Origin of the sequence: Methylobacterium currus, assembly GCF_003058325.1 — a bacterium.
GTDB lineage: Bacteria > Pseudomonadota > Alphaproteobacteria > Rhizobiales > Beijerinckiaceae > Methylobacterium > Methylobacterium currus.
Genome location: NZ_CP028843.1, coordinates 4,935,063 through 4,959,380 on the forward strand (window position 1 = coordinate 4,935,063; position 24,318 = coordinate 4,959,380).

A 24,318-nucleotide genomic window follows, 5' to 3' on the forward strand; every position below is an offset into this window, starting at 1 on the left:
TGACCCAGGGTGAGAAACGCTCTAAGGTGACGTCCCACCTCCCCTCACGCGAGCGATCCCGCCGATGACCGCCCCTTCGCCCGCCCCCGACGCCAGCTGGGGCCCTCCCGTGATCCGCACCATCGCCATGCCGGCCGACACCAACCCGGCCGGCGACATCTTCGGCGGCTGGCTCATGGCGCAGATGGATCTCGCCGCCGGCAACGTCGCGGCGCGCCGGGCGCGGGGGCGCTGCGCCACCATCGCGGTCGAGGGCATGACCTTCCTGCAGCCGGTGGTGGTCGGCGACGAGGTCAGTCTCTACGCCCACATCGTCTCGGTGGGCCGCTCCTCGATCCGCATCCAGATCGAGGCCTGGCGCCGCGCCCGGGAGAGCGAGGAGACCATCAAGGTCACGCAGGCGCTCTTCACCTTCGTGGCGATCGACGAGAACCGGCGCCCGCGGCCGGTGCCGCCGGGCCCCGCGGGCTCCAGCCCGGCCTGAACCCGAACGCCTGTCGCCCCGGTCTTTTCCTGCCCGCCATTCCCGCGCAGAATGGGCGAAAAGATCGGGGAGGACGCGATGCGCTCTGCCGTGATGGCGCATATCGACGAGCTCGTGCGGGCCGCGAGCGACGGCGGCGGCGCGCGCGATCCGCTGATCAGCCAGTCCTGGCAGCGCTGCATGGCCGAGTACCGCCTCGACCCCGCAGCGCCCCGGCGTGCCTACATCCACAGCCAAGCGCGCCTGCGCGAGCACCGCGACGCCCTCGACGACCTGATCCGGGTGGCGCGCTTCGGCGTCGAGGCCCTGTACCGGCAGGTCTCGGGCCTCGGCTACGTGCTGATCCTGGCCGATGCGCGCGGCGTCGCCGTCGACTTCATCGGCGATGCGAGCCGCGACGGCGACCTGCGCCGCGCGGGTCTCTATCGCGGCTCGGACTGGAACGAGCACCTCGCCGGCACCTGCGCGGTCGGCACCTGCATCGCCACCGGCGAGGCGCTGTCGGTCCATCTCGACGACCATTTCGCCGGCGACCATATCGGGCTGACCTGCACGGCGGCACCGGTCTACGCCGCCGACGGGACGCTGGCCGCCGTGCTCGACATCTCGGCGCTCCAGGCCCCGGCGCCGAAGGCGAGCCAGCACCTCGCCCTCCAGCTCGTCACCTCGTTCGCCCACCGCATCGAGACCGCGAGCCTGCATAACGGCTTCCGGCGCGAGTGGATTCTCCACCTGTCGCGCTCGCCGGAATTCGCCGACATCGAGCCCGAACTGGCGCTGGCGGTCGATGCGGGCGGGCGGATCCTCGGCTTCAACAGCCGGGCGCGGGCGCTGATCGACCGCGCGCTGCATCGTCCGCCCGGGCCGTCCGACTTAGCGCATGCCGGGCTGGGCCTGCGCCTCGACGCCCTGTTCGAGGCCTCGGTCGACGACCTGCCGCGTTTCACCCGGGCGGTGCCGGTCGAGCGGCGCGTGCTGCGCCTGCGCGGAGGCGAACGCTTCTACGCCCTGGCGCTGGAGCCGGCGGCCCCCCCGGCGCCGGCCGCGCGGCCGAGCGCCCCGCCCCCGCCGCCCGATTTCGCCGATCCCGCCCTCGCGGCGACGGCCCGGCAGGCCGCGCGCCTGTTCGCCGCCGGCGTGAGCCTGCTGATCGGCGGCGAGACCGGCACGGGCAAGGAGTTCTTCGCCAAGTCGCTGCACCGGGCGAGCGGGCGTGCCGCCAAGCCCTTCGTCGCGGTCAATTGCGCGGCCCTGCCCGAGACGCTGATCGAATCCGAGCTGTTCGGCCACGAGGCGGGCGCCTTCACGGGGGCGGCCGCCAAGGGCAGGACCGGCCTGGTGCAGCAGGCCGATGGCGGCACCCTGTTCCTCGACGAGATCGGCGACATGCCGCTCACGGCACAGACCCGCCTCCTGCGCGTGCTGGCCGAGCGCGAGGTGACGGCGCTCGGCGCCACCACGCCGCAGGCGGTCGACATCCGGGTGATCGCCGCGACGCATCGCGACCTCGCGGCCCTGGTGCGGGAGGGCCGTTTTCGCGAGGATCTGCTGTACCGCCTGGCCGGCGCCCGCTTCGTCCTGCCGCCCCTGCGCGAGCGCACCGACCTCCCGGTCCTGGTCGCGCGGCTGCTGGCGGGACGGCCCGGCTCCCCTCGCCTCTCGGCCGAGGCCACGGCGGCGCTGGCCCGCCATTCCTGGCCCGGCAACGTCCGGGAGCTGGTGAGCGTGCTCGATCACGGCTGCGCCCTCGCCGAGGGGCCGGAGATCGGCCTCGACGACCTGCCGCCCACGGTGCTGGCGGGACGGGCCGACGCTGCTCCGGCCGAGACGGCCTCCAGGGGAGACGACGCCCTCGCCGCGGCCCTTCGCCGGCGCGCCTGGAACGTCTCGGCGGTCGCGCGCGATCTCGGGCTCGATCGCTCCACCGTGCACCGGCGCATGCGCCGCCTCGGCCTCGTCTCGCCGAACCACGGGGGTTGAGGGGCGCGACACCTGTTGCAGGGGCTTGTCTCACGCGACAGGTGTGGCGCCACAGATGGGACGGCGGTCGCTTCTGCCGTCGAAGGCCGGCGAGTGGTGACCATCCGGCAATCGAAATCGTGGAGACGACGCGCAGACATCGTACCTCCTCTCCGCAACCTCATCCTGCGGCGCGAGTGAAACGAGCCTCGAAGGAGCCCTCCAGGGATCACGGCATTTTCTTGACGCCTCCTTCGAGGCTCCGCGATCTTCGATCGCTTCACACATCGGGACGAGATCACGGATGGGATCAGTAGTCGATTGATCTGGACCGGTCGGCAGAGGGAACGAGATTTCGGCTCAGCCTCGGCTTGGCACACCGCTTGCGCAACCTCCCCCGTATAACACAAGGAGGAAACCCCGATGGACGCCATGGTTCGTGACGTCGAGCGCCTGTCGCCCGCCGATGCGCGGGTGATCGCCTGGCTCGACCGGTTCGAGACCGCCCTGAAGGCGCGCGACGCCGCAGGAGCCGCGGCGCTGTTCGCCGAGACCTGCTTCTGGCGCGACCTCGTCGCCTTCACCTGGAACATCACCACGCTGGAGGGGCGCGGGGCGATCCGCGACATGCTCCGGACTCAGCTCGGCGCGGTCTCGCCTGGGAGCTTCACCCTGGAGGAGGCGGCCAGCGAAACGGACGGCGTCACCGAGGCCTGGATCGCCTTCGAGACCGGGGCCTTACGCGGGCGCGGCTACCTGCGCCTGAAGGACGACGAGGCCTGGACGCTGCTCACCGCGGCGCGGGAACTGAAGGGGTTCGAGGAGCCGGGCGGGCCGCGCCGCGAGCGCGGCGTGCATCACGGCGTCGAGCCCGGGCGGCGCTCGTGGTCGGAGCGGCGGCGCGACGAGGAGGCCGAACTCGGCCGCACCCGGCAGCCCTACGCGCTGGTCGTCGGCGGCGGCCAGGGCGGCATCGCGCTCGGCGCCCGGCTGAAGCGCCTCGGCGTTCCGGCCCTGATCGTCGACAAGCACGACCGGCCGGGCGACCAGTGGCGCAGCCGCTACAAGTCGCTGCACCTGCACGACCCGGTCTGGTACGACCACCTGCCCTACCTGCCCTTCCCCGATCACTGGCCGGTCTTCGCCGCCAAGGACAAGATCGGCGACTGGCTGGAGATGTACACCAAGGTCATGGAGCTGAACTACTGGTCGAAGACCGAGGTGCATGCGGCGCGCTACGACGCGGCGGCGGGCGAATGGGAGGTCGACCTCACCCGTGACGGCGAGCGGCTGAGCTTACGCCCGAAGCAGCTCGTGCTCGCCACCGGCATGTCGGGGGTGCCGAACCTGCCGACCTATCCGGGCATGGAGCGCTTCCAGGGCGAGAGCCACCATTCGAGCCGGCATCCGGGCGGCGAGGCTTATCGCGGCAAGCGCGCGGTGGTGATCGGCTCCAACAACTCGGCCCACGACATCTGCGCCGACTTCTACGAGAACGGCGCCGACGTCACCATGGTGCAGCGCTCCTCGACCCACATCGTCAAGTCCGACACGCTGATGGAGCTGGCGCTCGGCGGCCTCTACTCGGAGGAGGCGCTGGCCAATGGGATCACCACCGACAAGGCGGACATGCTCTTCGCCTCGGTGCCCTACCGCATCATGCACGAGTTCCACGTGCCGGTGTACGAGGAAGCGAAGAGGCGCGATGCGGACTTCTACGCGAGGCTCGAGAAGGCCGGCTTCCGGCTCGATTTCGGCGATGACGGCTCGGGCCTGTTCATGAAGTACCTGCGGCGCGGCTCCGGCTACTACATCGATGTCGGCGCCTCCGACCTGATCGCCGACGGGAAGATCAAGCTGGCGCATGGCAAGGTCAAGGAGATCACCGAGGACGCGGTGGTGCTGGAGGACGGCACGCGGCTGCCCGCCGACGTGATCGTCTACGCCACCGGCTACGGCTCGATGAACGGCTGGGCGGCCAAGCTCATCAGCCAGGAGGTCGCCGACCGGGTCGGCAAGTGCTGGGGCCTCGGCTCGGACACCACCAAGGATCCGGGCCCCTGGGAGGGCGAGCTGCGCAACATGTGGAAGCCGACCCGGCAGGAGGCCCTGTGGTTCCACGGCGGCAACCTGCACCAGTCGCGCCACTACTCGCTCTACCTCGCCCTGCAGCTCAAGGCGCGGATGGAGGGGCTGGACACGCCGGTCTACGCGCTGGCCGACACGCACCACGCGGCCTGACGACTGACGTCATGGCGCGATCTCGAATCCCCCCGCCTCGGGGTTGGGCTCGCAGATCGCGCCGTCCGGCGTCCGGCGCGCGCGGCAGCGCAGCCGGGCGCCGGGCCGGGCCCCGCCCAGCAGCTCGGAGCGCACGGTGACCTGCATGTCCCGGCCGAGCTGGTTGGAGATGAGGTCGGCCTTGCCCTCCACGGGCCGGGCCTCTTCGAGCCGTAGGGTCACAACGCCGTAGCCCGGCAGACCCGGATGGCTCGCGAGCCCCAGGATGGTGCCCACGATGGTCGTGAGGTTCTCGACAGCCTGGATCATGTCCGCTCTACCCTCCTGGCGCGGAGGCGCGCACCAGCATCCGGGCGAGGGTTTCGCTGATCGGTGCGCCGGTCTCCGCCTCATAATAGCTGAAGGCCGGCATCGGGTTCGCCTCGAAACAGACCCAGCCGCCCTCAGGCCGGTGCCGCAGGTCGATGCCGCAGAGCGGCAGGGACAGGGATTCGGCGAGCGCCAGGCAGCGCTCGCGCAAAGCCGGCTCCGCCTCCACCGGGCGCAGCACCGCCGCGGCCCCGCTGCGGACGGCGTAGCGGTAATCCGTCGCCTCGCTCTCGATCTCGGTGGCGAACACCTCCCGGCCCACCACATGGACCCGGACGTCGATGCCCGGCACCCAGGCCTGGAACTGCGTCGGCAGGTCGCGCAGGAAGCCCAGCCGCGCGGCATGGCGTTCGGTGAGTTCCTCGACGATCGACCGCACCCCGCTGGTCGACTTGAACACCACGCGGCCGTGGCGCCGGCGGAACGCCTCCAGCGCTGCGGGGTCGTTCGTCACGAGGGTGTCCGGCGTCGCGAAGCCGGCCCGCGCGATCAGCTGCGCCTGGAACGGCTTCGAGGCGTTCGACGCCATCGCCCGCGGCCGGTTGACGACGAGAGCCGGCGTGAGATCGAGCCATTCCAGGAAGATCGCCTGGAAGGCCCGGGCCCGCTGCCCCGCGTAACGCTCGACCGCCGGCGGCAGCCCGAGGATCCGGGCATAGACACCCGCGACCGACCCCAACGGGATCGCACGACCGGCCACGACGACGAGCCCGTCCAGCCCGCCGGGCCCCAGGGTGGTGACGATGTCCTCGCGGTCGAGGTGGCGGTCGTCGATGAAGGCGTAATCGGCGCCGAGCGCCTGCAGGGCCTCCAGCACCAGGGCGATGGGCGCGTCGTCGCGCCGGCCGAAGACGAGGATCACGGGGGGCCTCCGGCGCCCGCGGCGATCTCGGCCAGGAGCCGCACCACGGCCTCGACCTCCGCCGCGTCGGAGAGGGCCGGCACCGTGTCGACGTCCGACAGAACCGGGCGGCCGTCGATCCGCGCGAACACGAATTCGGCCAGCCGGTAGCCGGCGGAACGGCCGAGCCGGCGGCAGGCCTCGCCGAAGGTGCCGGCGAGCGAGCCGCCGATGAAGGTCCCGGCGACCAGCACCCGCCCGAGGGTCGGACCGCCTCCCGCCAGGGGATCATGGGAGGCCGGCAGGCCCGGAAGGGCGGGGCTTGTGACGAAGCCCCGCGACGACGCATCCGCCGGCAGCAGCCGCCCCGCGGTCGCGTGGGCGTCCCGCGGGACCGGCAGGCCATGGGCCGCCGCATCCCGCATCCAGGCGCGAAGCGGGCGCGGGCCGCCGAGCCAGGTCCAGGGCCCGGCCGGGTTGACCAGCCGCGGGCCGAAACCCGCCAGCCAGCTCGCCAGCAGGGCCTGGAGCTCGGCGGCGGCGTAGTCGCGGTCCTTCGGGGACGAGCGCGCGAAGCGCGGCAGCGGCGGCAGGGCGAGCACCCGGTCGAGGACGCCGCGCACCTGACGGGAGTCGATCACCGCGCCGCCGGGAGGCGCGAGCAGGGTCTGCACCGCGCCGTCGGGCGCCACGCCGTGCCGCCAGCGTCCCTGCACGAGGTGCCCGGCGGTGAGCTGCACGACCCGCCCCGCCCCGTAGCGCCCCGCCAGCGCGGCGGCGACCGCGCCGGCGGCGGCGTCGCCCGCCTCGGCGAGGACGAGGAAGTCGGGCGTCACGGCTGCGGCGCGTCGAGGGCGAACTTCGCCGTCCGGTCGCCGTGGTGCAGCGGCCCCGGCGAGGCGGAGGACGGCATCCCGTGATCGGCCCCGCCCGGAAGGTCGGGGCGCCGGTCCGCGCCGATGAAGGGCTCGGCCCCGCCGGACGCGCCCAGGCCCGCCTCGAGGGCTTCGAGCCGCTGCTCGATCGCCAACAGGGCGGTGAGCAGCGCGTCCTCCCCGCCGCCCGGCGCAGCGGTGCCCGCCCCCATGCTGCCGGCTCCCCGATCCGGGCCCTGCGGCGAGACCGGGACGTCGCGCGCGTCCTTGACGACGGATTTTTCCCGCAGATCCTTTGTATCCTTGATGCTCTCCTTGCGATCCTTGGAATCCTTCACGGCTGTCTTGTCGCGGGCATCCTTGATCTCCTTGACGTGCTCCTTGCCGTCCTTGTGTTCCTTGACGGCTGTCTTGTCGCGGGCATCCTTGAATTCCTTGACGGTTTCCTTGTTGTCCTTGATCGTTTCCTTGAGGATGCCCTTGCTGCTGACCCGCACCACCGCGGACATGGTCGGGCCGGCGGCGGAGATGCTCGTCACCGAGACCAGGGTCGGCTGCCCCCCGTAGGAGTTGGAATTGGGCGCGCTGCTGCCGGTGAAGGCGGTGTTGTTGGCCCCGCCCGGATAGGGGTCCCCGGCATCGCCGCGATTTGCCGCGCGTTCGAGGTCGCGCTTGCCGTCGGCCTGGACCAGGCCGACCTTGTAATGCGACTCGTCGGTGTTGCTCGTCTGGCTCTCGTCGATGTGCCAGATCAGCAGGCCCGCCCCCGGCAGGCCTTCATCGTATCCGGTGCGCTGGCGGTTCTCGAGCAGGAAGTATTCCGGGCCGCCGCCGCCATCCTTCCACAGCCGGTGGACGTTGCGGCTGGCCTTCACGTCCGGAATCGTCACCGTGCCGGCGGCCGTGACGTTGGTGGTGGTGGCCCAGCCCTGCTGGATCTTGCACCAGGCCGAGGGGTGGGCGGGGATGTCGCCGCCGCCGTTCCAGGACCCGCCGCCCATCAGGCACCAGTTCCCGACGCCCTCGGAGGTGTCGTCGGTGTCGTACAGGTCCGGGAAGCCGAACAGCAGGTGGCCGAGCTCGTGGGCGCAGACGCCGATGCGGCAATCCTCCGGGATCGTCAGGTAGGCGAAGATCTGCTTGCCGTCCGCGGGGCGAGCGCTCGGGAGCGTCCATTTGTGGGACCAGATGTCGCCGGGATGACCGGTCTGCTCGCCGCCGCCGCCGGCATGGACCACGATGAAGGCGTCCACGAACCCGTTGCCGTCATTGTCGTAGAGGCCGAAATTCACCGAGCCGTCGGCCGCCGCCGCGGCGTCGTTCGCCATCACGTTGGCCCGGGCCTCGCCGGAGGGTCGGCCGATGCCGAAATTGTTGTTGGCGTACCAGGCCAGCGTCTGCGGCAGGCGGAACGGTCCCACCACCTCGCCGGCCAGGTCGACGAGGCCGCCCGTGACCTCGCGGTAGTATTCCTTGACGCTGCCATGCGGCAGGGAGCCGGTCGAGAAGAACAGGTCGCGGAAATGGTCGGCCGATTGCGCCATCGGCTTGTCCGAATAGTCGACGAGGACGACAATCACCCGGACGGTGCCGCGCAGCGGCGCACGCTCCAGCGCGGCGGCGGCGACCGCCCGCTGCGGCGTGCCCAGGGGGAATTGTTCGGGCGGGATGATCACGCCGTCGTTGAAGCCGAGCTTGCGCGGCAGGCGGCTGAGCGCGAGGATTCCCGCCAGCGGCGCGCCGCTCGAGCGGAGCTGGGCGAGTTCCGCCTTGAGCCGGTCCCTCAGCTCGGGGCTCGGGGCCACCGCGCAGAAATCCGACCAGACGGCGATCGCGGCCCGGCGCGTCTCGGGCTCGCACCCGCAGAAGCTCTTGCGCATGTCACGTCCTCCCTGTCGTCGAGCTTGCCGTTGTCGAGCTCGATCATCCTTCCCGCGCGCGGCCGGCGCTGCGCACGCAACGTCCTGGCGCGACACCCGACGGCCGCCCGACCGGACGCCGCATGCGCGAGATCGGCCCTCCGTCCAAGGCTGCCGGCCCGCTCCGAGCGAACACGGGCGGCATGGCGTGCAGGTACAGGGCCGCTCACACGTCAGTCGGGGGCGACATGATCCTTGCGTTGTTCTGCGAACGATTCATGATCTGAAAAATAACGCCCGAAATCGCCCGCCCTTAAAAACGTCCTGCGATGCGATATAAAAAATACAGACTTGGGAAATGAAATTAATACAAATCACATTAAATAAAAATGATTTTTCATGTGGCTTCCTGCCTATTGTTTCTATAAATATTCTTGATTTCTGCGGCAAGATCGTATCTTTATTCAACTATAGCGCTTCACAATGTTATTTGCAACCATTCCGCGCACAATCGGCATGGATGCACAATCGATATTGCGGTTAAATGAGACTTTATCCCTCATTTGAAGGATGCGTGGGGACGAGATCGTGATGCGACGGATGCCCGTCCGCCCCGCAGAGACGGCGGTCAGACACGCGCATCCGTCAGGTGCGCGAGCTGGGCCCCTATCTCGTAGACGGCCTCCTTCAACCGCCGGCGCGGCGCCGGGACGGGGTCGGTGACCGGGAGGGGCAGGTCGTCATCGCCGATCGCGCCCTGGACGAGCCCGGCGAGGCAGCGACCGAAGACGGTGCCGGGGGCGATGCCTCTTCCATTGTAGCCGCTGAACGAGATCACGTTCCGCCCGAGGCGATGGAAGCGCGGCAGGTTGTTGGTGGTCATGCCGATCTGGCCGTACCACTCGGTCTCGAACGGCACGCCTGCGAGTTGCGGGAACAGCCGGGCGAGGGCCCGCCGGCCCCAGTCGCGGTGGATCGCCAGGCCCGGTCCGCGCAGGGCGCCGACGCTGCCGAAGACCAGCCGGCCCTGGCGGTCGAACCGGAAGGAGCTCAGCACGCTCTTCGTGTCCCAGGCGCCCTGGCGCTCGGGCAGGATCGAGCGGCGCAGATTGTCGCCCAGCGGCGCGGTCGCCATGTTGAAATACGGCAGATGGACGAGCTCCGCCCGGATCTCCGGCCAGACCACGCTCGTATAGGCGTTGGTCGCCACGATGACGTGGGCCGCCTCGACGCGGCCCTGCGGGGTGTCGAGGCGCCAGCCCCCGCCCTCGGCGGTCACGGCGACGACCGGGCTTGCCGTGTGGATCCGGGCGCCGGCCGCGATCGCCGCCGCGGCGAGGCCGCGCGCATAGGCGAGCGGCTGGATCGTGCCGGCCCGGGCGTCGAGGAGCGCGCCCGCATAGGCTCGGGTCCCGACCATCCGCGCCGTCTCCTCGGCGTCGAGCAGCCGGACCGGGGCGCCCCGCGCCTGCCATTGCCGGGCGCGCTCCTGCAACTCGGCGAGACCCGTCCGGCCGACGGCGCAGTGCAGCGTGCCCCGGCGCTCAGGCTCGCAGGCGATGCCGTGCCGCTCGATGAGGTCGAAGACGGCAGCGGGCGCCTCGCCGAGGAGATCGAGGAGGCGTGAGCCGTAGCGCTCGCCAAGTTCGCCCGGCAGGTCGTCCGGCATGACCCACATCCCGGCATTGACGAGCCCGACATTCCGGCCCGAGCCGCCGAACCCGATCTCGACCCCTTCGAGGAGGGCGACGCGGGCGCCGCCCTGCGCGAGGTGGAGCGCCGCGGACAAGCCGGTGAACCCGCCGCCCACGATCGCCACGTCGACCGCGATCCGCCCGTCGAGGGGCGTCGTCGGCGGGGCCGGCGGAGCCGAGCGCTCCCAGAGGCCGTGGCTGCGCGGATCGTCGTTCATGGCTCGTCAACTCTCGGGACTAGACTGTCGGGACCGACACGGATCGCCCGGCGCGACAGGCATAGCCGATCTCGGGGCTGGAGGCGCAAGGCCGGTCGGCCGCGTGCCAGACATCGATACCAGGACCGAGAACGCGGGACGCTATCGGGAAGCGCGACCGCACCTGACGCCCCGTCCGCCTTGCGCTGGATCAAGGCCCCCACCGCGGACGCGGCCATCATGGCACCCGCATCCAGCCATGGGAGACGGTGATGACGATGGTCGCGAAAGCTGCGGACGGGGTCGGCCTGCGCCATGTCGGCATGCCGAGGGGCACGGCCCGGCCGGCGCCCGTGATCGAAGACGGGGCGACGGTCGAGGACATCTCCCGCTACCGGACGATCGGCAGCGGCGCGGCCCTGGTCGCCGCGATCGGCGCGGCCCTCCTGGTGACCGGCCTTATCCGGATCGTCCTCTGAGCAGATCTCGCGAACGTGGCGGCCGGTTTTGCGGCGACAATCCGCGACATGACAAGAATCCACGCGGACGCAGCGCGGGCCTGCCAACGCAAGTCCGCCGAGCGCCGGAATCGCCGATGGCGGGGTGAAGCTCCGCAGCAGGGCCGAACCATGCTCGTCGTCCTGTCCACCAGCATCGTCCTCGTGGCCGTCACCATCCTGGTGCTCTACGAGACCCTGCGGCTGACGTCGGAGCACCTGGCCGACCTGCCGGTGCCGCCCCGCACGCGGATCATCGTCGTGGTGCTCGCGGCCTTCGTCGGGCACACGGCGGCGGTGTGGATCTATGCCGGCGCCTACTGGCTGCTGGTGCTCCGGCTCGGGCTCGGCGCGTTCTCGGGCGTGCCGGTCGAGTCCTTCGAGGATTGCCTGTTCGTCTCCGTCGTCGCCTACACGTCGCTCGGCTACGGCGACCACGCGCCCCTCGGCCATGCGAGGCTCCTGACCGGGGTCGAGGCGCTCAACGGTCTCTTGCTGATCGGCTGGTCCGCCTCCTTCACCTATCTGGCGATGGAGCGCTACTGGCCGCTGCACGGCAAGAAGTCGTTCCGCAGACCCTTCCGCAAGGCGATCCTGCCCGGGGCCGCCGGGCGCGAGCGCGGCGGCGAGGCTCAAGCCGGCCGGGAAGCCGTGCTTCCGCCGGCTGCGCCGCCGTGACCGTGTTCCGGCCGGCAGGCCGGCGCCGCCCTGACGTCAATGCGCCATCAGGACCGGCATGCGCGCGGACTCGATCACCTGGCGGGTGACACCGCCGAGCAGGAATTCGCGCACCCGGCTGTGGGTGTAGGCGCCGAGGGCCAGCAGGGTGGCGTCCTGGCGCTCCGCCGCCGCCAGGATGGCGGCTCCCACCGACGCCCCCTCCCCGACCGTCAGGATGCTGGCCTGGGCCACGATGCCGTGCCAGCGCAGATAGGCGCAGAGATCCGCGGCTTTCGCCTCCTCGGCGCGTCCGGTCCGCGCCTGCACCACCGTGACCCGGCTCGCCGCGCGCAGGAGCGCGATCGACTGGCCGACGAGGCGCGTCCCCTCCAGGCTGCCGTTCCAGGCGATCACCACGTGCTCCAGGAGATCGTGGGGCACGGTCTCGCCCACCATCAGCGCGGGACGGCCGACCGAGAACAGGGCGGTGTCGAGGGCACGGCCGCTGAAGGGCTCGTCCGGGTCCGGCCGGTCGACGATGACGAGGTCGTTCACCCGGCCGGCCAGGGTCAGGACGCGCTCGACCTCGCCGGACCACTCGGTCCAGGTGGCGAAGGTGGCGTCCAGCCGCTCGACCTCCGGCATGAACGGCACCGCCTCGCGGGCGCACCAGGCCTGGAGCGCCGCCCGGCCCTCGGCGGCGGCCGCCCGCGTGCCCTCCCGGATGGCGGCGATGGTCGCGCTGGCGATCGGCGCCGTGCCGGCGAGCGCCGCCAGCACCTGCTCCGGCCCCGGGGCGATGAAGCCGACGCCGATATGGGCGTGCAGGCGCCGGCCCAGGCGCAGGGCGGCGTCGAGCCGGCGGGTCGCGTCGAGGCCGGGCGCGGTCGGGACGAGGAGGCAGCGCAGGAACATCGTCGGTCTCCCGGTTCAGCGTTCGAGGGACTTGAGGTAGGCGATGAGGGATTGCGCCTGGTCCGGATCGAACCGGAATTCGGGCATGCTCGGATGGCCGGTGCGGATGCCCTCGGCCAACGCCTCGGCCAGGTCCTCGACGGGATAGCGGTCGTGGAGGTCGCGGAAGGGCGGCGCGGCGAGCAGAGGGCTGGTGCCCGCGCGTCCGACGGCGTGGCAGCGGGCGCAATGGGTGCGGGCGAGCCTCCCGCCCTGATCGACCTGCCGATCCCAGGCCCGGGCAGGCCGGGACATGGGCAACGGCAAGGGCAGGGACAGGAGCGCGACGGCGCCCGCCGCGAGGAGGGACCGGGTGCGCATCAATGGCTCATCAGGCAGCAGAGGGGGGTGGTGCGCAGGATGTCGCGGGTGACGCCGCCGAACACCCATTCGCGCAGGCGCGAATGGCCGTAGGCGCCCATCACCAGGAGGTCCGCGCCCTCGCGCTCGGCGAAGCGGAGCAGTTCCTCCGCGGCGTTCAGGCCCGAGCCCGGCAGCAGATGGGTCGTCGCCGCGACGCCGTGCCCCGCCAGGTACCGGGCCGTCGCCTCGGCGCCGCCGTGATGGGCGTCCGGCCCGACGGCCACGATCGCGATCCGCTCGGCGCCGGCGAGGAACGGACGGGCGTCGTGGACGGCACGGCGGGCTTCCCGCGTGTTCTTCCAGGCCACGACCACCCGCCTGGGCACGAACCGCTCGAGTCCGGGCGGCGTCACCAGGACCGGGCGGCCGGCCGCCATCAGCACGGCGCCGGCGGAGACGCCCAGCGGACCCGGATCCCCGTCGGCTGGCCCCTGCCGGCCGACGACCACGAGGTCGGCGGCGCAGGCCTGCTCGACGAGGAAGGCCGAGGGCGAGGCCAGGGCGCCGTGCCAGGCGCGCTTCGCGGCGGCGCCGGCCTCGCGCTCGAACACGGCCTGCGCGGCCGCCAGCCGCTCGTGGGCCCGCTCCTCCTCGAGGGCGTAGAGGCGTTCGGCCTCGAGCCTGTCGCCGGCCGGCGCCGGGCCGGGAGGCGGGCAGGCCGCGACGCCGACGAGCCGCGCATCGCACGATGCGGCGAGGCCGGCGGCGAGCTGGATGCGGTCGGCGCAAGGCGCGCCGAGATCGACCGATACCAGGATGGAGGAGAGCGTCATGACCATCTCCCGCGCCGGGGCCCGATGGCCCGGCGGGGATCACTCTCGCGCCCGGCCGCCCCCCGAGCCTTGATTCACCGCAATCGTGCCGAAGCACCTCGCCCATGGACCGGAGGGCGAAGGTCGACACCGACGACGACGCGGGCAACGCTCTTCCCGCGAGGATCGACGTGGCCGCTACCATCGACGACGGGCAAGAAGAAGCGCGGCATCGACGCTCCGATCGGCAGTATGGCGGGAGCCGATGCTCTCACCCGCGCGGGCGCGCCGGACGCGCGAAGCCCGCGATGGCCCTGTTCTGCCAAGAAGATCGAGCGGGTGCATTCGTTTTTGTTAGGTCGCTTGTTCCTGGCCACCGGTGTCGCCGCTGGTGGGCGGCGGCCCGAAGAAACCGCGGCGCGGTGCGGCTCCCCGATGCCCGACGCCGTGCGCTCTCCACCCCCCGGCTTGCGCTGGATCAAGGCCCTCTGCCGTCCCTGGACGAACCATCGTGGCCGGCTCAGACCGGAGACGACCCGCCATGTCCAGATTCCCTTCCTCCCCGCTCGCCGCCCTGCGCGACATCCTGATCGGCAGCATCGTGGAGGGCGAGCACGATCCGATCCCGCCAGCGATCGGGTACGGGCTGTCGCTGGCGGAGGCCGCCGGCGCCCATGTGACGATACAGTCGGCCTCGTGGTGCCTCGTCGGCAGCGATGCCTGGCTTCAGGGCACCACCGACGAGGGAATCGGCGTCATCGACCGCCGGCTCGACGCCCTGGCCCGCGCCTTCGCCGAGAAAGCGGCCGGCGCGGCGGCGCAGGCGGGCCTGGTCTGCACCTGGGAGGCGCCCAGCCTGCCCTATCCCGAGGTGGTGCACCGGCTGGCCGCCGAGGCCCGCCTGCACGACCTGACGGTCCTCGACCTCGACCCGGTCACCGAGGTGCTGTCCCGGGAGACGATCGAGACGACGCTCCTGGCGAGCGGCCGTCCGGTCCTCGCCGTGCCGCGGGCGTATCAGGCCTTCGCCGGGCGGCGGATCCTCGTGGCCTGGGACGGCAGCCTGCAGGCGGCCCGCGCCGCCAACGAGGCCATGCCGCTCCTGCGCGCGGCGGAGGCCGTGGACATCGTGTCGGTCGGCGACGCGGAGGACCTGCTCACGACGGTGCCGGGGGCCGAGTTCGCCCGCCACCTCGCTCGGCACGGCGTCGCCGTCACGGTGAGCGACCTGCCGCAGGCGGGCAGCATCGCCGACACGCTCAGGACCCATGCGGGCGTCGTCCGGGCCGACCTGATCGTGATGGGAGCCTATCGGCATTCCCGCACGCAGGAATTCCTGTTCGGCGGCGCGACCCGCTCGCTCCTGAAGAACCCCCCCGTCCCGCTCTTCCTGGCCCATTGACCGAAGGGAGGCTCGCCATGATCCGGCGATACCCGACCGAAGCCACCCTGGCCCGGGCTGCGCGCAGGCATCGGGCGATCCGGCACAAGCCCGCGCCGGCCCCCGCGCAGCCCCGGCCGGACGCGCCCGCACCCCCCGCGCCGGCCGCGGCGGAGGAGTGGGAGCCGTTCGACGAGCACGACCTGCGCGCCCTGCGCTCCGGCTGGGGCTTCGTCGAGTAAGGCGCGCGAGGTCCCCTGCCCCGGTCCGCCCGCGGTCAGGCCGCGGCGCGGCGGGAGACGGTCGGCCCCGTGAGGGCCCGCATCGCGTTCAGGATGACGGCGACGTCGATCGCCTCCTGCGCGAGGGCGCCCTGGAGCGGCGAGAGCGCGCCGAGGGCGGCGGCGATCATCCCGGCGAGCGAGAGGCCGAGTCCGACGAGCACGCTCTGGAGCGCGATGGCGCGGGACCGCCTGGCGATGCGGATCGCACCCGGCAGCGGCGCCAGGCTGTCGACCAGCAGGACCACGTCGGCCGCCTCCGCCGCGGCGGCGGCGCCCCGGGCGCCGAGGGCCACGCCGAGATCCGCCGCCGCCAGGGCCGGCGCGTCGTTGATGCCGTCGCCCACCATCATCACGGGGCCCCGCAGCCGCTCCTCGACGACGATCTTCGTCTTGTCCGCCGGGTCGAGATCGGCCGCGACCGCGTCGATGGGCAGGCCTGCGGTGAGCGCCTCCGCCACCTCGCGCCGGTCTCCCGTCGCGAGCACCACCCGGGCGATGCCGCAGGCGCGCAGCTCCGCCAGGATGGCGCCGCCGTCGTGCCGCAGCGGGTCCGCGAAGCGCAGGATCGCGGCCGGGCTTCCATCGACCGCGACCAGGACCGTGGCCGAGGCGCCGCCCTGCCCGTCCGCTGCCGGGCCGGGGAGCGGGAAGTCGATGCCCTGCTGGCGCATCAGGCGCGGGCCGCCGACGTTCACGCGCCGCCCCTCGACGAGGCCGGTCACGCCGTCCCCGGGCGCCTCGCGGACCTCCAGGGGCGGTGCGAGCGCCAGGCCGCGCGCCTGCGCCTCCTCGACCAGGGCCCGGGCGATCGGATGGCCCGAGGCCTGGTCGAGGGAGGCGGCCAGACGCAGGGCGTCCCGCTCGGCGATCGCGCCGACCGGCGCGACGGAGGTCAGGTGCGCCCGGCCATGGGTCAGGGTGCCGGTCTTGTCGACCACCAGCACCTCCACCTTGGCCAGGGCCTCCAGGGCACCCCCGCCCTTGACCAGGACGCCGGTGCCGGCTGCCCGGGACAGGCCGGAGACCAGGGCGACCGGCACCGCCAGGATCAGCGGGCAGGGCGTCGCCACCACCAGGACGGCCAGCGCCCGCAAGGCATCGCCCGAGACGGCCCAGGCACCGCCGGCGAGGAGCAGCGTGGCGGCGAGGAAGACGAGGCCGTAGCGGTCGGCCAGGCGCGCCATCGGCGCCTTCGCGGTCCGCGCCGCCTCGACGAGCCGCACGATGCCCGCATAGGTGCTCTCCGCCGCCCGGCGGTCGGCCAGGAGGGTGAAGGCCTGGCCGACATTGAGGCTGCCGCTGAGCACGGCGGCGTTCGCCTCGAAGACGGTGGGCAGCGACTCGCCGGTGAGGCTCGACAGGTCGAGGACCGCCCGGCCCGCGGCGACGCGCCCGTCGACCGGCAGGACGTCGCCGGCCCGCACGAGGATCCGGTCGCCCGGGGCCAGGGCCGCGAGCGGAACCTCCTGCACGCGAGACCCCTCCCCCTCCTCCCGAAGGGCGGTGCGCGGCTGGCGCGCGATCAAGGCGGTCATCGTCCGGCTCGCCCGCCCGGCGGCATAGGCCTCCAGGGACTGGCCGCCGGCATACATGAGCGCGATGACGGCGCCGGCCAGCGGCTGCGACAGCACGAGCGCCCCGCCCATCGACAGGAGGGCGACGAGATCGAGCCCGACATCCCCCCGCGCCAGGCTCGTGGCCACCTGGACCAGCAGGACGGCGAGGACCGCCAGGGTGGCGAGGCTCCAGGCCAGGGTCGCGGCACCCGGATGGCCGAGGGCCTGAGCGCCGAGACCGCCGCTCAACCCGACGAGCGGCAGCGCCACGAGCCCGCCGCGCAGGGCCGCCGCCCATCCGGCCGCCCCGTTCGTCGCGGATGTCCTGTCCATGGCCGCCTCCCCTCGCCGCACCTCCGCAAGGCTCTCGCAGGAGCCGGCCGCAGGGCCCTTGAGCAGGATCAATTCGGGACGACGCATCCGGATGCAGGATCCCCGCCATCGTCGGGAGATCGCGGCCGGGAGATCGCGGCCGGGAGATCACGGCCAAGACAACACGATGCGACGGAGGCTTGTCATGCTGGCACGCGACATCATGCACCGCGACCTCGTCACGGTGACGCCCGAGACGCCGCTGGGGACGATCGCCCGGCTGCTGGTCGAGAAGCGCTTCGGTGCCGTTCCGGTCACGGACGAAACGGGACGCCTCGTCGGGCTCGTCAGCGAGGCCGACCTGCTCCACCGCGAGGAGCTCGGCACCGAGCGGCGGCGCAACCGCTGGCTCGACGCCTTCGCGTCGATCGAGACGCTGGCGAACGCCTACCGGAGCGCCCACGGCCAGCTCGCGCGGGACGTGATGGCGACCTCCCTCGTCACCGCGGCGCCCGACGCGCCGCTCATCGAGATCGTCGAGCTGATGGAGCGCCGGCATATCCGTCGCGTGCCGATCGTCGAGGCCGGGCCCGACGGGAACGAGCGGCTGGTCGGGATGGTCACCCGCGGCGACCTCGTGCGGGCGCTCGCGACCCTGGTTCCCGCCACCCTCGACCGGGCCACCGACCGGGCGCTCACCGACCGGCGCATCCGCGACTTGCTGCTGGCCGAGATCGCCCGCCAGCCCTGGACCGACAAGGCCGAGGGCAACGTCACGGTGCTGGACGGCGTCGTGCATCTCTGGGGCACGGTGGCGAACGAGGCGGAGAGCCGCGCGCTGGTGACCATGGCGGAAGGCATCCCGGGCGTCGTCGCGGTGCGCGACCACACCTTCGTCGCCTATTGGGGCGCCGACCCGGTGATGCTGTAGGTGCACGTCACGAAACTCCCGCTGCGCGGGCGACGCCAGAGCGAGCAGCGACGGGTGACCGCGAGTTTTGTGAGAGACACCGAGGCCGGCGGGGTGCCCCCGCCGGCACATCGCCGCCCGGAAGTCCGGGGTCGACGACGAAACGGCCGCGATCGTGCCGCTTCGTCTTCGACGAGCCGCCATCCCCGTCGCCGGAGACAGGCCTCCGGGCGGCGCCGGGTCACCCGGCGCGACGGCACGCGACAGGACCGTGACCGGGGCACGCGGTAGACCGCTCGCGCTCCATCGACACGATACGGACCGCTCTCCGACGCGGCGCCCGCCGCTGTCCGGGCCCGAGAACGGCGTGGCGGACTCGGCGAGGAGCCATCAGGGCGCGCCCGCCGCACGGCTCCGCCTGCCTCGTTCGAAAAAACTACCCTCCAGTATGTATCCGACCCATGGCCGCCCCCGCGCCCCGGCCTATCTGGCCCCGGACGCCGATCGGCCGGAGGCGCATGACCACGACCTTCTTCCTGGTGCGGCACGCCGCCCATGGCCGGCTCGGCCGCATCCTCTGCGGGCGGATGCCCGGGGTGACGCCCGGGCGCGAAGGGAAGGCGCGAGGAGAGGCGCTGGCCGCGCGGCTGGCCGGCGAGGGGCTGGCGGCGGTCTACGCTTCGCCGCTCGAGCGGGCGCAGGAGACCGCGGCCCCGATCGCGGCCCGGGCCGGGCTCGCGGTCGGGACCCTGCCGGCCCTGAACGAGATCGGTTTCGGCGCCCGGGCCGGGCAGAGCTTCGACGCCCTGCACGGCGACCCGGCCCGGGCCGGCTGGAACCAGGCCCGCCACGTCACCCGGCCGCCGGGGGGCGAGACGGTGCTGGAGGCTCAAGGCCGCGTGATGCGGGGCCTGGAGGACCTGGGCGCCCGCTACGGCGAGGCCCGCCTCGCCCTCGTCAGCCACGCCGACGTGATCAAGCTCGTCATCGCCCACGCCCTCGGGCTCGGGGCGGACGGTCCGAAGCTGCACTCATCGAGCGGCGCTATGCGGGCGATCCGACCAACCGGTGGGCGCCCAACCGCGCCTGCACCGAGGCGATGCTGCGGGCCTGCGGCTTCCGGATCGAGGCGCATCCGGAGGAGGAGGTCTATTTCTGCCGCCGGACCGCGATGCCGGTCGACGGCCGGCCGGTCTATCCGGCGCAGTCAGGGGCCTGACCGGTACACGGGGCAGCCCTGCCGCCTATAACAGGTCACGGGGCACGCGGCTTGCCACGCTCGTGGCGCCCTGTCAGGACCCGCGCCCCGTGACCGCTCCCATCCGATGAAGCCTTTTCCGATCCGCCGCGGGACCCTGCGCGAGCCGGGGCCCGACCTCGCCCGGCTGCCGGTGGCGCCGGACCTCACCGGCATCAGCATAGCCGAGGGATTGCGGGCCGCGGTCGCCTTCGCGAGCATCGTCCTGCTCGAATGGTGGCTGGCCTGGCCGCCGCTCCTCACCATGGCACTCGCCGCCAACCTCACCTGCTTCTGCGACATCGGCGGGCCGATCCGGCCGCGGCTCCGGGCGCTCCTCGCCTTCGCGGGCCTCGGCGGCCTGTTCTGGGGTGCCTTCGGGGTGATGGAGGGCTACGGCCCGGCCCTGGTGCTGCCGGTGGCCCTCGTCGTCATCTTCGGCTGCACCTTCGCACGCGTCTGGGGCGTGCCGGCCCAGACCGTCGGCAACGTGCTGGTGGTGGTGCTCTGCCTCGCTCTCGACCGGGCGTTGAGCGTGGAGCAGGGCGCGGTCGTCGCCGCGATGTTCTGGGCCGGCGGGCTCTGGGCCGCCTTCCTGGCCCTGGTCGTGTGGCGGCTCCATCCCTACCGGCCCGCCCATACGGCGATCGGCGGCGTCTGGCGCGGCCTGTCGCGCCTCGCCCGCGACCTGCGCCGGCTCTCGGCCGGCCCGCACGGGTCGGCCGACCTCGCGGTCTGGGAGGCGCATGCGCGCGGCCATCGCCGGGCGGTGCGCGACGCCATCGAGACCGCCCGCACCCTGGTCCTGGATCTCGCCCGCAGCCGCGCCCGGCTCTCGGAGCGCAACGCCCGGGCGCTGATCCGGCTGGAGGCCGCCGAGCAGCTGTTCGGGGTGATGATCGCCCTGTCGGACTACCTGGAGCGCGCCACCCCGGCGCAGCGGGCGGACGCCGCCAGGCTCCTGCGCCTGCTGCCGCCGACGCTGAAGATCCTGTCCCGGGCGATCCGCCGCGACCGGCCGGTGGACCTGCGGCGCATCGAGCGGGCGCTGGCCCGGGCGAAGCCGACTGCTGACGCCGACCCTGCCTATCGCCGGATGGCCGAGCGCATCCTCGACCGGGTGCGGATCGGCGCCAAGCTGTCGGGACCGGAGGATCTGGCCGGCGGCGGGGGGCTCGCCGGCGCGCCGGCCCCGCCCTGGCGCGAGACCGTCTTGCAGCCGCTGCGCGCCAACCTGACCTGGTCCTCGGCCAACCTGCGCCACGCCGTGCGGGCGACCGTGGTGGCGCTGCCGGCGCTGGCCGTCACCTTCTGGTGGCCCGGCCCGTTCACCCACTGGCTCACCATCACGGTGGTGCTGACGATGCAGCCCTTCTACGCCGCCACCTGGCAGCGGGCGCTGGAGCGCATCGGCGGGACGGTCCTGGGCGGAGTGATCGGGGCGGTGCTGGCCTTCTACGCCACCTCGCCGCCGATCCTCGCCGCCATGATGGTGCCGCTCAGCGTGCTGGGCTTCGCCGCCCGGGGCGTGAGCTACGGCACCTTCATCGCCTGCCTGACGCCCCTCGTCGTGGTGCTGGTGGAGCTGGTCGAGCCCGGTCACTCCTCCTGGGAGATCGTCGGGATGCGGGCCCTGTTCACGGTGCTGGGCGGCGCGGTGGCGGTGCTGGCCGGCCTCCTGCTGTGGCCGCTCTGGGAGCCGGGCCGGGTGCGCGACGCGCTCCGCACGGCACTCCAGACCCATGCCCGCTACGCCGAGGCCGTGGTGGCGGAGCGCTTAGGGGAAGGCCCGTCGGCCGCCGCCGAGGCCGCGGCCCGGGCGGCGGGACTTGCCAGCAACAACCTCGAGGCGGCGCTCTCCCGCGCGCTCCAGGAGCCGCGCCAGCGCGGCCGCTCCCGGATCGAGGCCGCGATGGTCGCCGACGCCACCCTGCGCCGCATGGCCGGCCGTCTGGCGATCCTGCGCCACGAGCCGGAGCCCGAGGGGCCCGACGCCGCGGCCTGGCGCGCCTGGCGCGACTGGCTGAATCAGGCGCTCGCCCGCACCGCGGCCGGCGAGCGGCTGCCGTCCAAGCCGGAAGGCGCGGATTCGGAGGCGTTCGGGCGCATTGCCGCTCAGGTCGAGCTTCTCGCCGGGACTCTCAAGCGGGCGGGGATCGGCGGCGTCACGCCGCCCTGACCTCGCTCAAGAAAGCTCCCACCGCCGCGCTCATCGCCTCTGCCTGCCGCCCGAGATCCTGGGTGGAGCCGGTGACGCGGGCGGCGGCCTCGGCGGTGCCGCCGGCATCCTCGCGCACGCGGTCGATCAGGCGGGCGACCTCGTCGGTGCCGGCGCTGACGTCGCGGGTGCTGCGGGCGATCTCGGCGGTGGCGGCGCTCTGCTCCTCGACCGCGGCGGAGATCATCGCGCTGCTCTCGCTCACGCGCCCGATCGTCTCGCGGATGCGCGCGATGGCCTCGACCGAGCCTCCCGCTGCCGCCCGCATGGCGTCGATCTGCCCGACGATCGTCCCGGTGGCCCGGGCGGTCTGCTGCGCCAGGGCCTTCACCTCCGCGGCGACCACCGCGAAGCCGCGGCCGGCCGCTCCGGCGCGGGACGCCTCGATCGTGGCGTTGAGGGCCAGCAGGTTGGTCTGGCTGGCGATGCCGGTGATCAGCGTCACCACCTCGCCGACCTGCGTCACCGCCCCGGCGAGCGAGGCGACCCGTGCCGCCACCGCGTCGGACTGCTCCACCGCGTCCTGCGCCACCGCGTGGGAGCGGCCGACTTCGCCGGCGATCTCGGCGATCGCCGCGCGCAGCTGCTCGGCGGAGCGGGCCACCTGCTCGGTCCCGGCCGAGGCCTCGATCACCGCCGCCGCCACGGCGGTCGCCGCCTCGGTCGAGCGGGCGGCGTTGCGCGACAGGGCGCCGACGGTGCCGTCGAGGGAGCGGGCCTGGTCGGCGACCGCGCCGATCGCCGCCCCGACCCGCTCCTCGAAGGCCTGGGCCAGGGCCGCGGTGGTGCTGCGGCGGCTCGCCTGCTCGGCGGCCGCGTAGGTCTCGAGCAGCACTTCGAGGTCGAGCCAGGCCGCCCGGGTGAGGGCGCCCTGAAGCGCCGCCCGGGACTTGGCCGCCCCGATCTTCCCCCCGACCAGGCGGTGCGGGCCGGCGAGGCCCAACGCCTCGGCGAGCCCCGCCGTCACCGTGGCGTGGCAGATCGCGACCGCGTAGGCCGGCACCCGCCGCGCGTAGAAGACCGAGGCCAGCCGCTCGGCCGAGGCCGTGAAGTCCGGGCCGAAATCGCCGCTCACCACCCGCACCCAGTGGGCCACCCGGGCCGCGCGCACCTGCGGGTCGCGCAGGGCGTCCTGGATCTCCGGCCAGTCCCCGAAACGGGCGTTCCACTCGGCGAGGAGACCCGGCAGCCGCTCGCGCGCGAAGCCGGCGAGGCCGCGCAGGCGGGTCAGGTCGTCCTCCGTGAGGCCGAAGGTGGCGAAGCGCCGGGCTTGTGCGGCGGTGACGGCCGTCTGGTCCATAGCTCAGTTGCACCTTTTCCGGTTCACAACTGATGCGAGTGGGCCGATAATTTTTTCTTACCGACGATCGATTGCGTCACAAATATCTGGCCGCTCATCGTTGCTTGTCGTGCCTTCCGGGCCAGCCGCGAGGCTGCGGGCACAGTCGGCGATCTGCCGGCGCAGCCAGGCATGGCCCGGGTGGCGCTCGACGCGCCGGGCCCAGACCAGGACCGAGTGGGTGACCGGCAGGTCCGGATCCGCCGGCAGGGCCGCGCAGGCGACCGGATGCACCGTCGCGAGGGTACGGGCGATCCGCTCGGCCATCACCGCCACCAGGTCGGACCGGGCGAGGATCGGCGCCGCCGACAGGAACGGGGCTGCCATGGCGACGCGGCGCGGGGCCAGGCCCCGCCGGGACAGGATCGCGTCGAGGAAGCCGACATCGTCGCCGGTCGAGGAAACGACGAGGTGCGACAAAGCCGCGAGACGCTCGTAGGTGAGCGGCTCGTCGAGCGCCGGATGCCCGCGCCGGCCGACGACCGCGAACCCGTCCCGGATCAGCGTCCTGGTGCCGAAGCGCTCGCCCTCGACCCGGCCGGCGCCGACGATCGCGAGGTCGACATCCCCGCGGTCCAGGAGGTCGTCGACCCGCACGGTCCCGCTCGGGCTCATGTGGAGGAGCAAGGCCGGCGCCCGGCTTCCGATCCACTCGGCGACCGGCGCGGCCAGGACCACGGCAGCGGTGTTGTTGAGCACCAGGCGGAAGCTCGCGGTGGACGAGGCCGGATCGAACCGGTCCTGGTGCAGCGCGCCCTCGATCGCGGCCAGCGCTTGCCGCACGGGCCCGGCCAGGTCGAGGGCGCGGGGTGTCGGGCTCATGCCCTCCGGCCGACGCACGAACAATTCGTCGCCGAGGGCGCGGCGCAGGCGCTGCAGGGCGTGGCTCACCGCCGACTGGCTCAGGCCCAGCCGCTCTCCGGCGCGCGTCACGTGGCGCTCGCGCATGATCGCGTCGAACACGATGAGCAGCTTGAAGTCGAACGCGTCCCAGTTCACCGGCGCGTTGTAGCGGAGGGGAGCGGGCGGGAACAGACGGGGCCGACCGGGCGGCGCTGCGGCCCGCGGGCCTCAGGGGGCTTTCAGCGCCGCGGCCGGGCGAGCCTGACGACGCCCGAACAGGCGAGCAGGATCAGCACGCTCATCAGGCAGGGCGAGCCCGGGGTGCGGCCCGGGTCACCCCTGGCCAAGCACCACGAGGCGGCGACCGGCAGGAGAATCGCGGTCCACCGCAAGGTCGGGGCGTCCTCCAAGGAAGGCCACGTCATGCCCGCGCGCCGGCCGCCCATCCGTGTCCTGCGGCAAGGCGCGAGGACGGGACTCTTCCGCCGGGGCC

General features: G+C 73.0%; 21 protein-coding genes and 1 pseudogene. 10 read left to right on the forward strand and 12 right to left on the reverse strand.

All coding sequences use genetic code 11. The features are described from left to right. The first annotated feature begins 64 nt into the window (after positions 1–64). The 3 genes from DA075_RS22880 (at position 65) to DA075_RS22890 (ending at position 4,684) form a co-directional block, all read left to right on the forward strand. Positions 65–484 carry an acyl-CoA thioesterase gene (locus tag DA075_RS22880; protein WP_099955180.1) on the forward strand — a complete coding sequence of 140 codons (420 nt, stop codon included), beginning with the start codon at positions 65–67 and terminating at the stop codon, positions 482–484. 78 nt (positions 485–562) lie between these two features. After that, positions 563–2,464, forward strand: coding sequence for a sigma-54-dependent Fis family transcriptional regulator (locus tag DA075_RS22885; protein ID WP_099955181.1), 1,902 nt, complete (start codon positions 563–565; stop codon positions 2,462–2,464). Between the two features lie 411 nt (positions 2,465–2,875). Continuing rightward, complete coding sequence (locus DA075_RS22890) at positions 2,876–4,684, forward strand: flavin-containing monooxygenase (RefSeq protein ID WP_099956743.1); 1,809 nt, start codon at positions 2,876–2,878, stop codon at positions 4,682–4,684. Between the two features lie 9 nt (positions 4,685–4,693). On the opposite strand, the gene DA075_RS22895 is transcribed toward DA075_RS22890, so the two are convergent. From DA075_RS22895 to DA075_RS22915, 5 genes are all read right to left on the reverse strand, one after another. Next, positions 4,694–4,993, reverse strand: coding sequence for a hypothetical protein (locus DA075_RS22895; protein ID WP_099955182.1), 300 nt, complete (start codon positions 4,991–4,993; stop codon positions 4,694–4,696). Between the two features lie 7 nt (positions 4,994–5,000). Further along, on the reverse strand, positions 5,001–5,915 hold the full coding sequence (locus DA075_RS22900; RefSeq protein ID WP_099955183.1) for an ATP-grasp domain-containing protein: 915 nt from the start codon (positions 5,913–5,915) through the stop codon (positions 5,001–5,003). Further along, positions 5,912–6,730 (reverse strand): hypothetical protein, encoded by an 819-nt coding sequence (locus DA075_RS36740; protein ID WP_164712462.1) that lies wholly within the window; start codon positions 6,728–6,730, stop codon positions 5,912–5,914. The genes DA075_RS22900 and DA075_RS36740 overlap by 4 nt, the downstream gene beginning before the upstream one ends. Continuing rightward, on the reverse strand, positions 6,727–8,649 hold the full coding sequence (locus tag DA075_RS22910) for a M6 family metalloprotease domain-containing protein (RefSeq protein ID WP_099955184.1): 1,923 nt from the start codon (positions 8,647–8,649) through the stop codon (positions 6,727–6,729). Before DA075_RS22910 ends, DA075_RS36740 begins: the two co-directional genes overlap by 4 nt. Positions 8,650–9,256: 607 nt before the next feature. Beyond that, complete coding sequence (locus tag DA075_RS22915; protein WP_099955185.1) at positions 9,257–10,540, reverse strand: NAD(P)/FAD-dependent oxidoreductase; 1,284 nt, start codon at positions 10,538–10,540, stop codon at positions 9,257–9,259. Positions 10,541–10,791: 251 nt separating this feature from the next. Between DA075_RS22915 and DA075_RS22920 the strand changes: the two genes are divergently transcribed. Next, the gene (locus tag DA075_RS22920; RefSeq protein WP_099955186.1) at positions 10,792–10,998 is read left to right on the forward strand and encodes a hypothetical protein; all 207 of its coding nucleotides are present in this window, start codon (positions 10,792–10,794) and stop codon (positions 10,996–10,998) included. A 150-nt stretch (positions 10,999–11,148) separates the two neighbouring features. Next, positions 11,149–11,694: an ion channel gene (locus DA075_RS22925; protein WP_232387389.1), complete on the forward strand. Its 546-nt coding sequence runs from the start codon at positions 11,149–11,151 to the stop codon at positions 11,692–11,694. 36 nt (positions 11,695–11,730) lie between these two features. On the opposite strand, the gene DA075_RS22930 is transcribed toward DA075_RS22925, so the two are convergent. Genes DA075_RS22930 through DA075_RS22940 form a run of 3 tightly spaced genes read right to left on the reverse strand, consistent with a single transcriptional unit; the run spans position 11,731 to position 13,766 of the window. Then, complete coding sequence (locus DA075_RS22930) at positions 11,731–12,591, reverse strand: universal stress protein (RefSeq protein WP_099955187.1); 861 nt, start codon at positions 12,589–12,591, stop codon at positions 11,731–11,733. A 15-nt stretch (positions 12,592–12,606) separates the two neighbouring features. Beyond that, positions 12,607–12,951, reverse strand: a complete 345-nt coding sequence (locus tag DA075_RS22935) for a c-type cytochrome (RefSeq protein ID WP_099955188.1) — start codon at positions 12,949–12,951, stop codon at positions 12,607–12,609. Further along, positions 12,951–13,766 (reverse strand): universal stress protein, encoded by an 816-nt coding sequence (locus tag DA075_RS22940; RefSeq protein ID WP_099955189.1) that lies wholly within the window; start codon positions 13,764–13,766, stop codon positions 12,951–12,953. The genes DA075_RS22935 and DA075_RS22940 overlap by 1 nt, the downstream gene beginning before the upstream one ends. 520 nt (positions 13,767–14,286) lie before the next feature. Between DA075_RS22940 and DA075_RS22945 the strand changes: the two genes are divergently transcribed. Both DA075_RS22945 and DA075_RS22950 read left to right on the forward strand, forming a co-directional pair. Beyond that, positions 14,287–15,147 (forward strand): universal stress protein, encoded by an 861-nt coding sequence (locus DA075_RS22945; protein ID WP_099955190.1) that lies wholly within the window; start codon positions 14,287–14,289, stop codon positions 15,145–15,147. 17 nt (positions 15,148–15,164) lie between these two features. Then, positions 15,165–15,368 (forward strand): hypothetical protein, encoded by a 204-nt coding sequence (locus tag DA075_RS22950; RefSeq protein ID WP_099955191.1) that lies wholly within the window; start codon positions 15,165–15,167, stop codon positions 15,366–15,368. Between the two features lie 35 nt (positions 15,369–15,403). Here DA075_RS22950 and DA075_RS22955 read toward each other — a convergent pair whose 3' ends face one another. Further along, the gene (locus tag DA075_RS22955; RefSeq protein WP_099956745.1) at positions 15,404–17,299 is read right to left on the reverse strand and encodes a heavy metal translocating P-type ATPase; all 1,896 of its coding nucleotides are present in this window, start codon (positions 17,297–17,299) and stop codon (positions 15,404–15,406) included. Positions 17,300–17,483: 184 nt separating this feature from the next. On the opposite strand from DA075_RS22955, the gene DA075_RS22960 reads away from it, so the two are divergent. The 3 genes and pseudogenes from DA075_RS22960 (at position 17,484) to DA075_RS22970 (ending at position 21,604) form a co-directional block, all read left to right on the forward strand. Continuing rightward, positions 17,484–18,209, forward strand: coding sequence for a CBS domain-containing protein (locus DA075_RS22960; RefSeq protein ID WP_099955192.1), 726 nt, complete (start codon positions 17,484–17,486; stop codon positions 18,207–18,209). A gap of 497 nt (positions 18,210–18,706) precedes the next feature. Further along, a pseudogene (locus DA075_RS22965) lies at positions 18,707–19,407 on the forward strand (histidine phosphatase family protein). A gap of 106 nt (positions 19,408–19,513) precedes the next feature. After that, entirely contained in the window at positions 19,514–21,604 is a 2,091-nt protein-coding gene (locus tag DA075_RS22970; protein ID WP_099955194.1) for an FUSC family protein, read from the forward strand. Here DA075_RS22970 and DA075_RS22975 read toward each other — a convergent pair. The 3 genes from DA075_RS22975 to DA075_RS22985 all read right to left on the reverse strand — a co-directional run bounded on the left by DA075_RS22975 (position 21,591) and on the right by DA075_RS22985 (position 24,250). Further along, positions 21,591–22,943, reverse strand: a complete 1,353-nt coding sequence (locus DA075_RS22975) for a globin-coupled sensor protein (protein ID WP_099955195.1) — start codon at positions 22,941–22,943, stop codon at positions 21,591–21,593. The two genes, DA075_RS22970 and DA075_RS22975, sit on opposite strands and share 14 nt — an antisense overlap. Positions 22,944–23,000: 57 nt before the next feature. Beyond that, a complete protein-coding gene (locus tag DA075_RS22980) occupies positions 23,001–23,981 on the reverse strand; it encodes a LysR family transcriptional regulator (RefSeq protein WP_099955196.1) in 981 nt (326 codons plus the stop codon). Between the two features lie 83 nt (positions 23,982–24,064). Then, on the reverse strand, positions 24,065–24,250 hold the full coding sequence (locus DA075_RS22985; protein ID WP_123834403.1) for a hypothetical protein: 186 nt from the start codon (positions 24,248–24,250) through the stop codon (positions 24,065–24,067). Between the last annotated feature and the right edge of the window lie 68 nt (positions 24,251–24,318).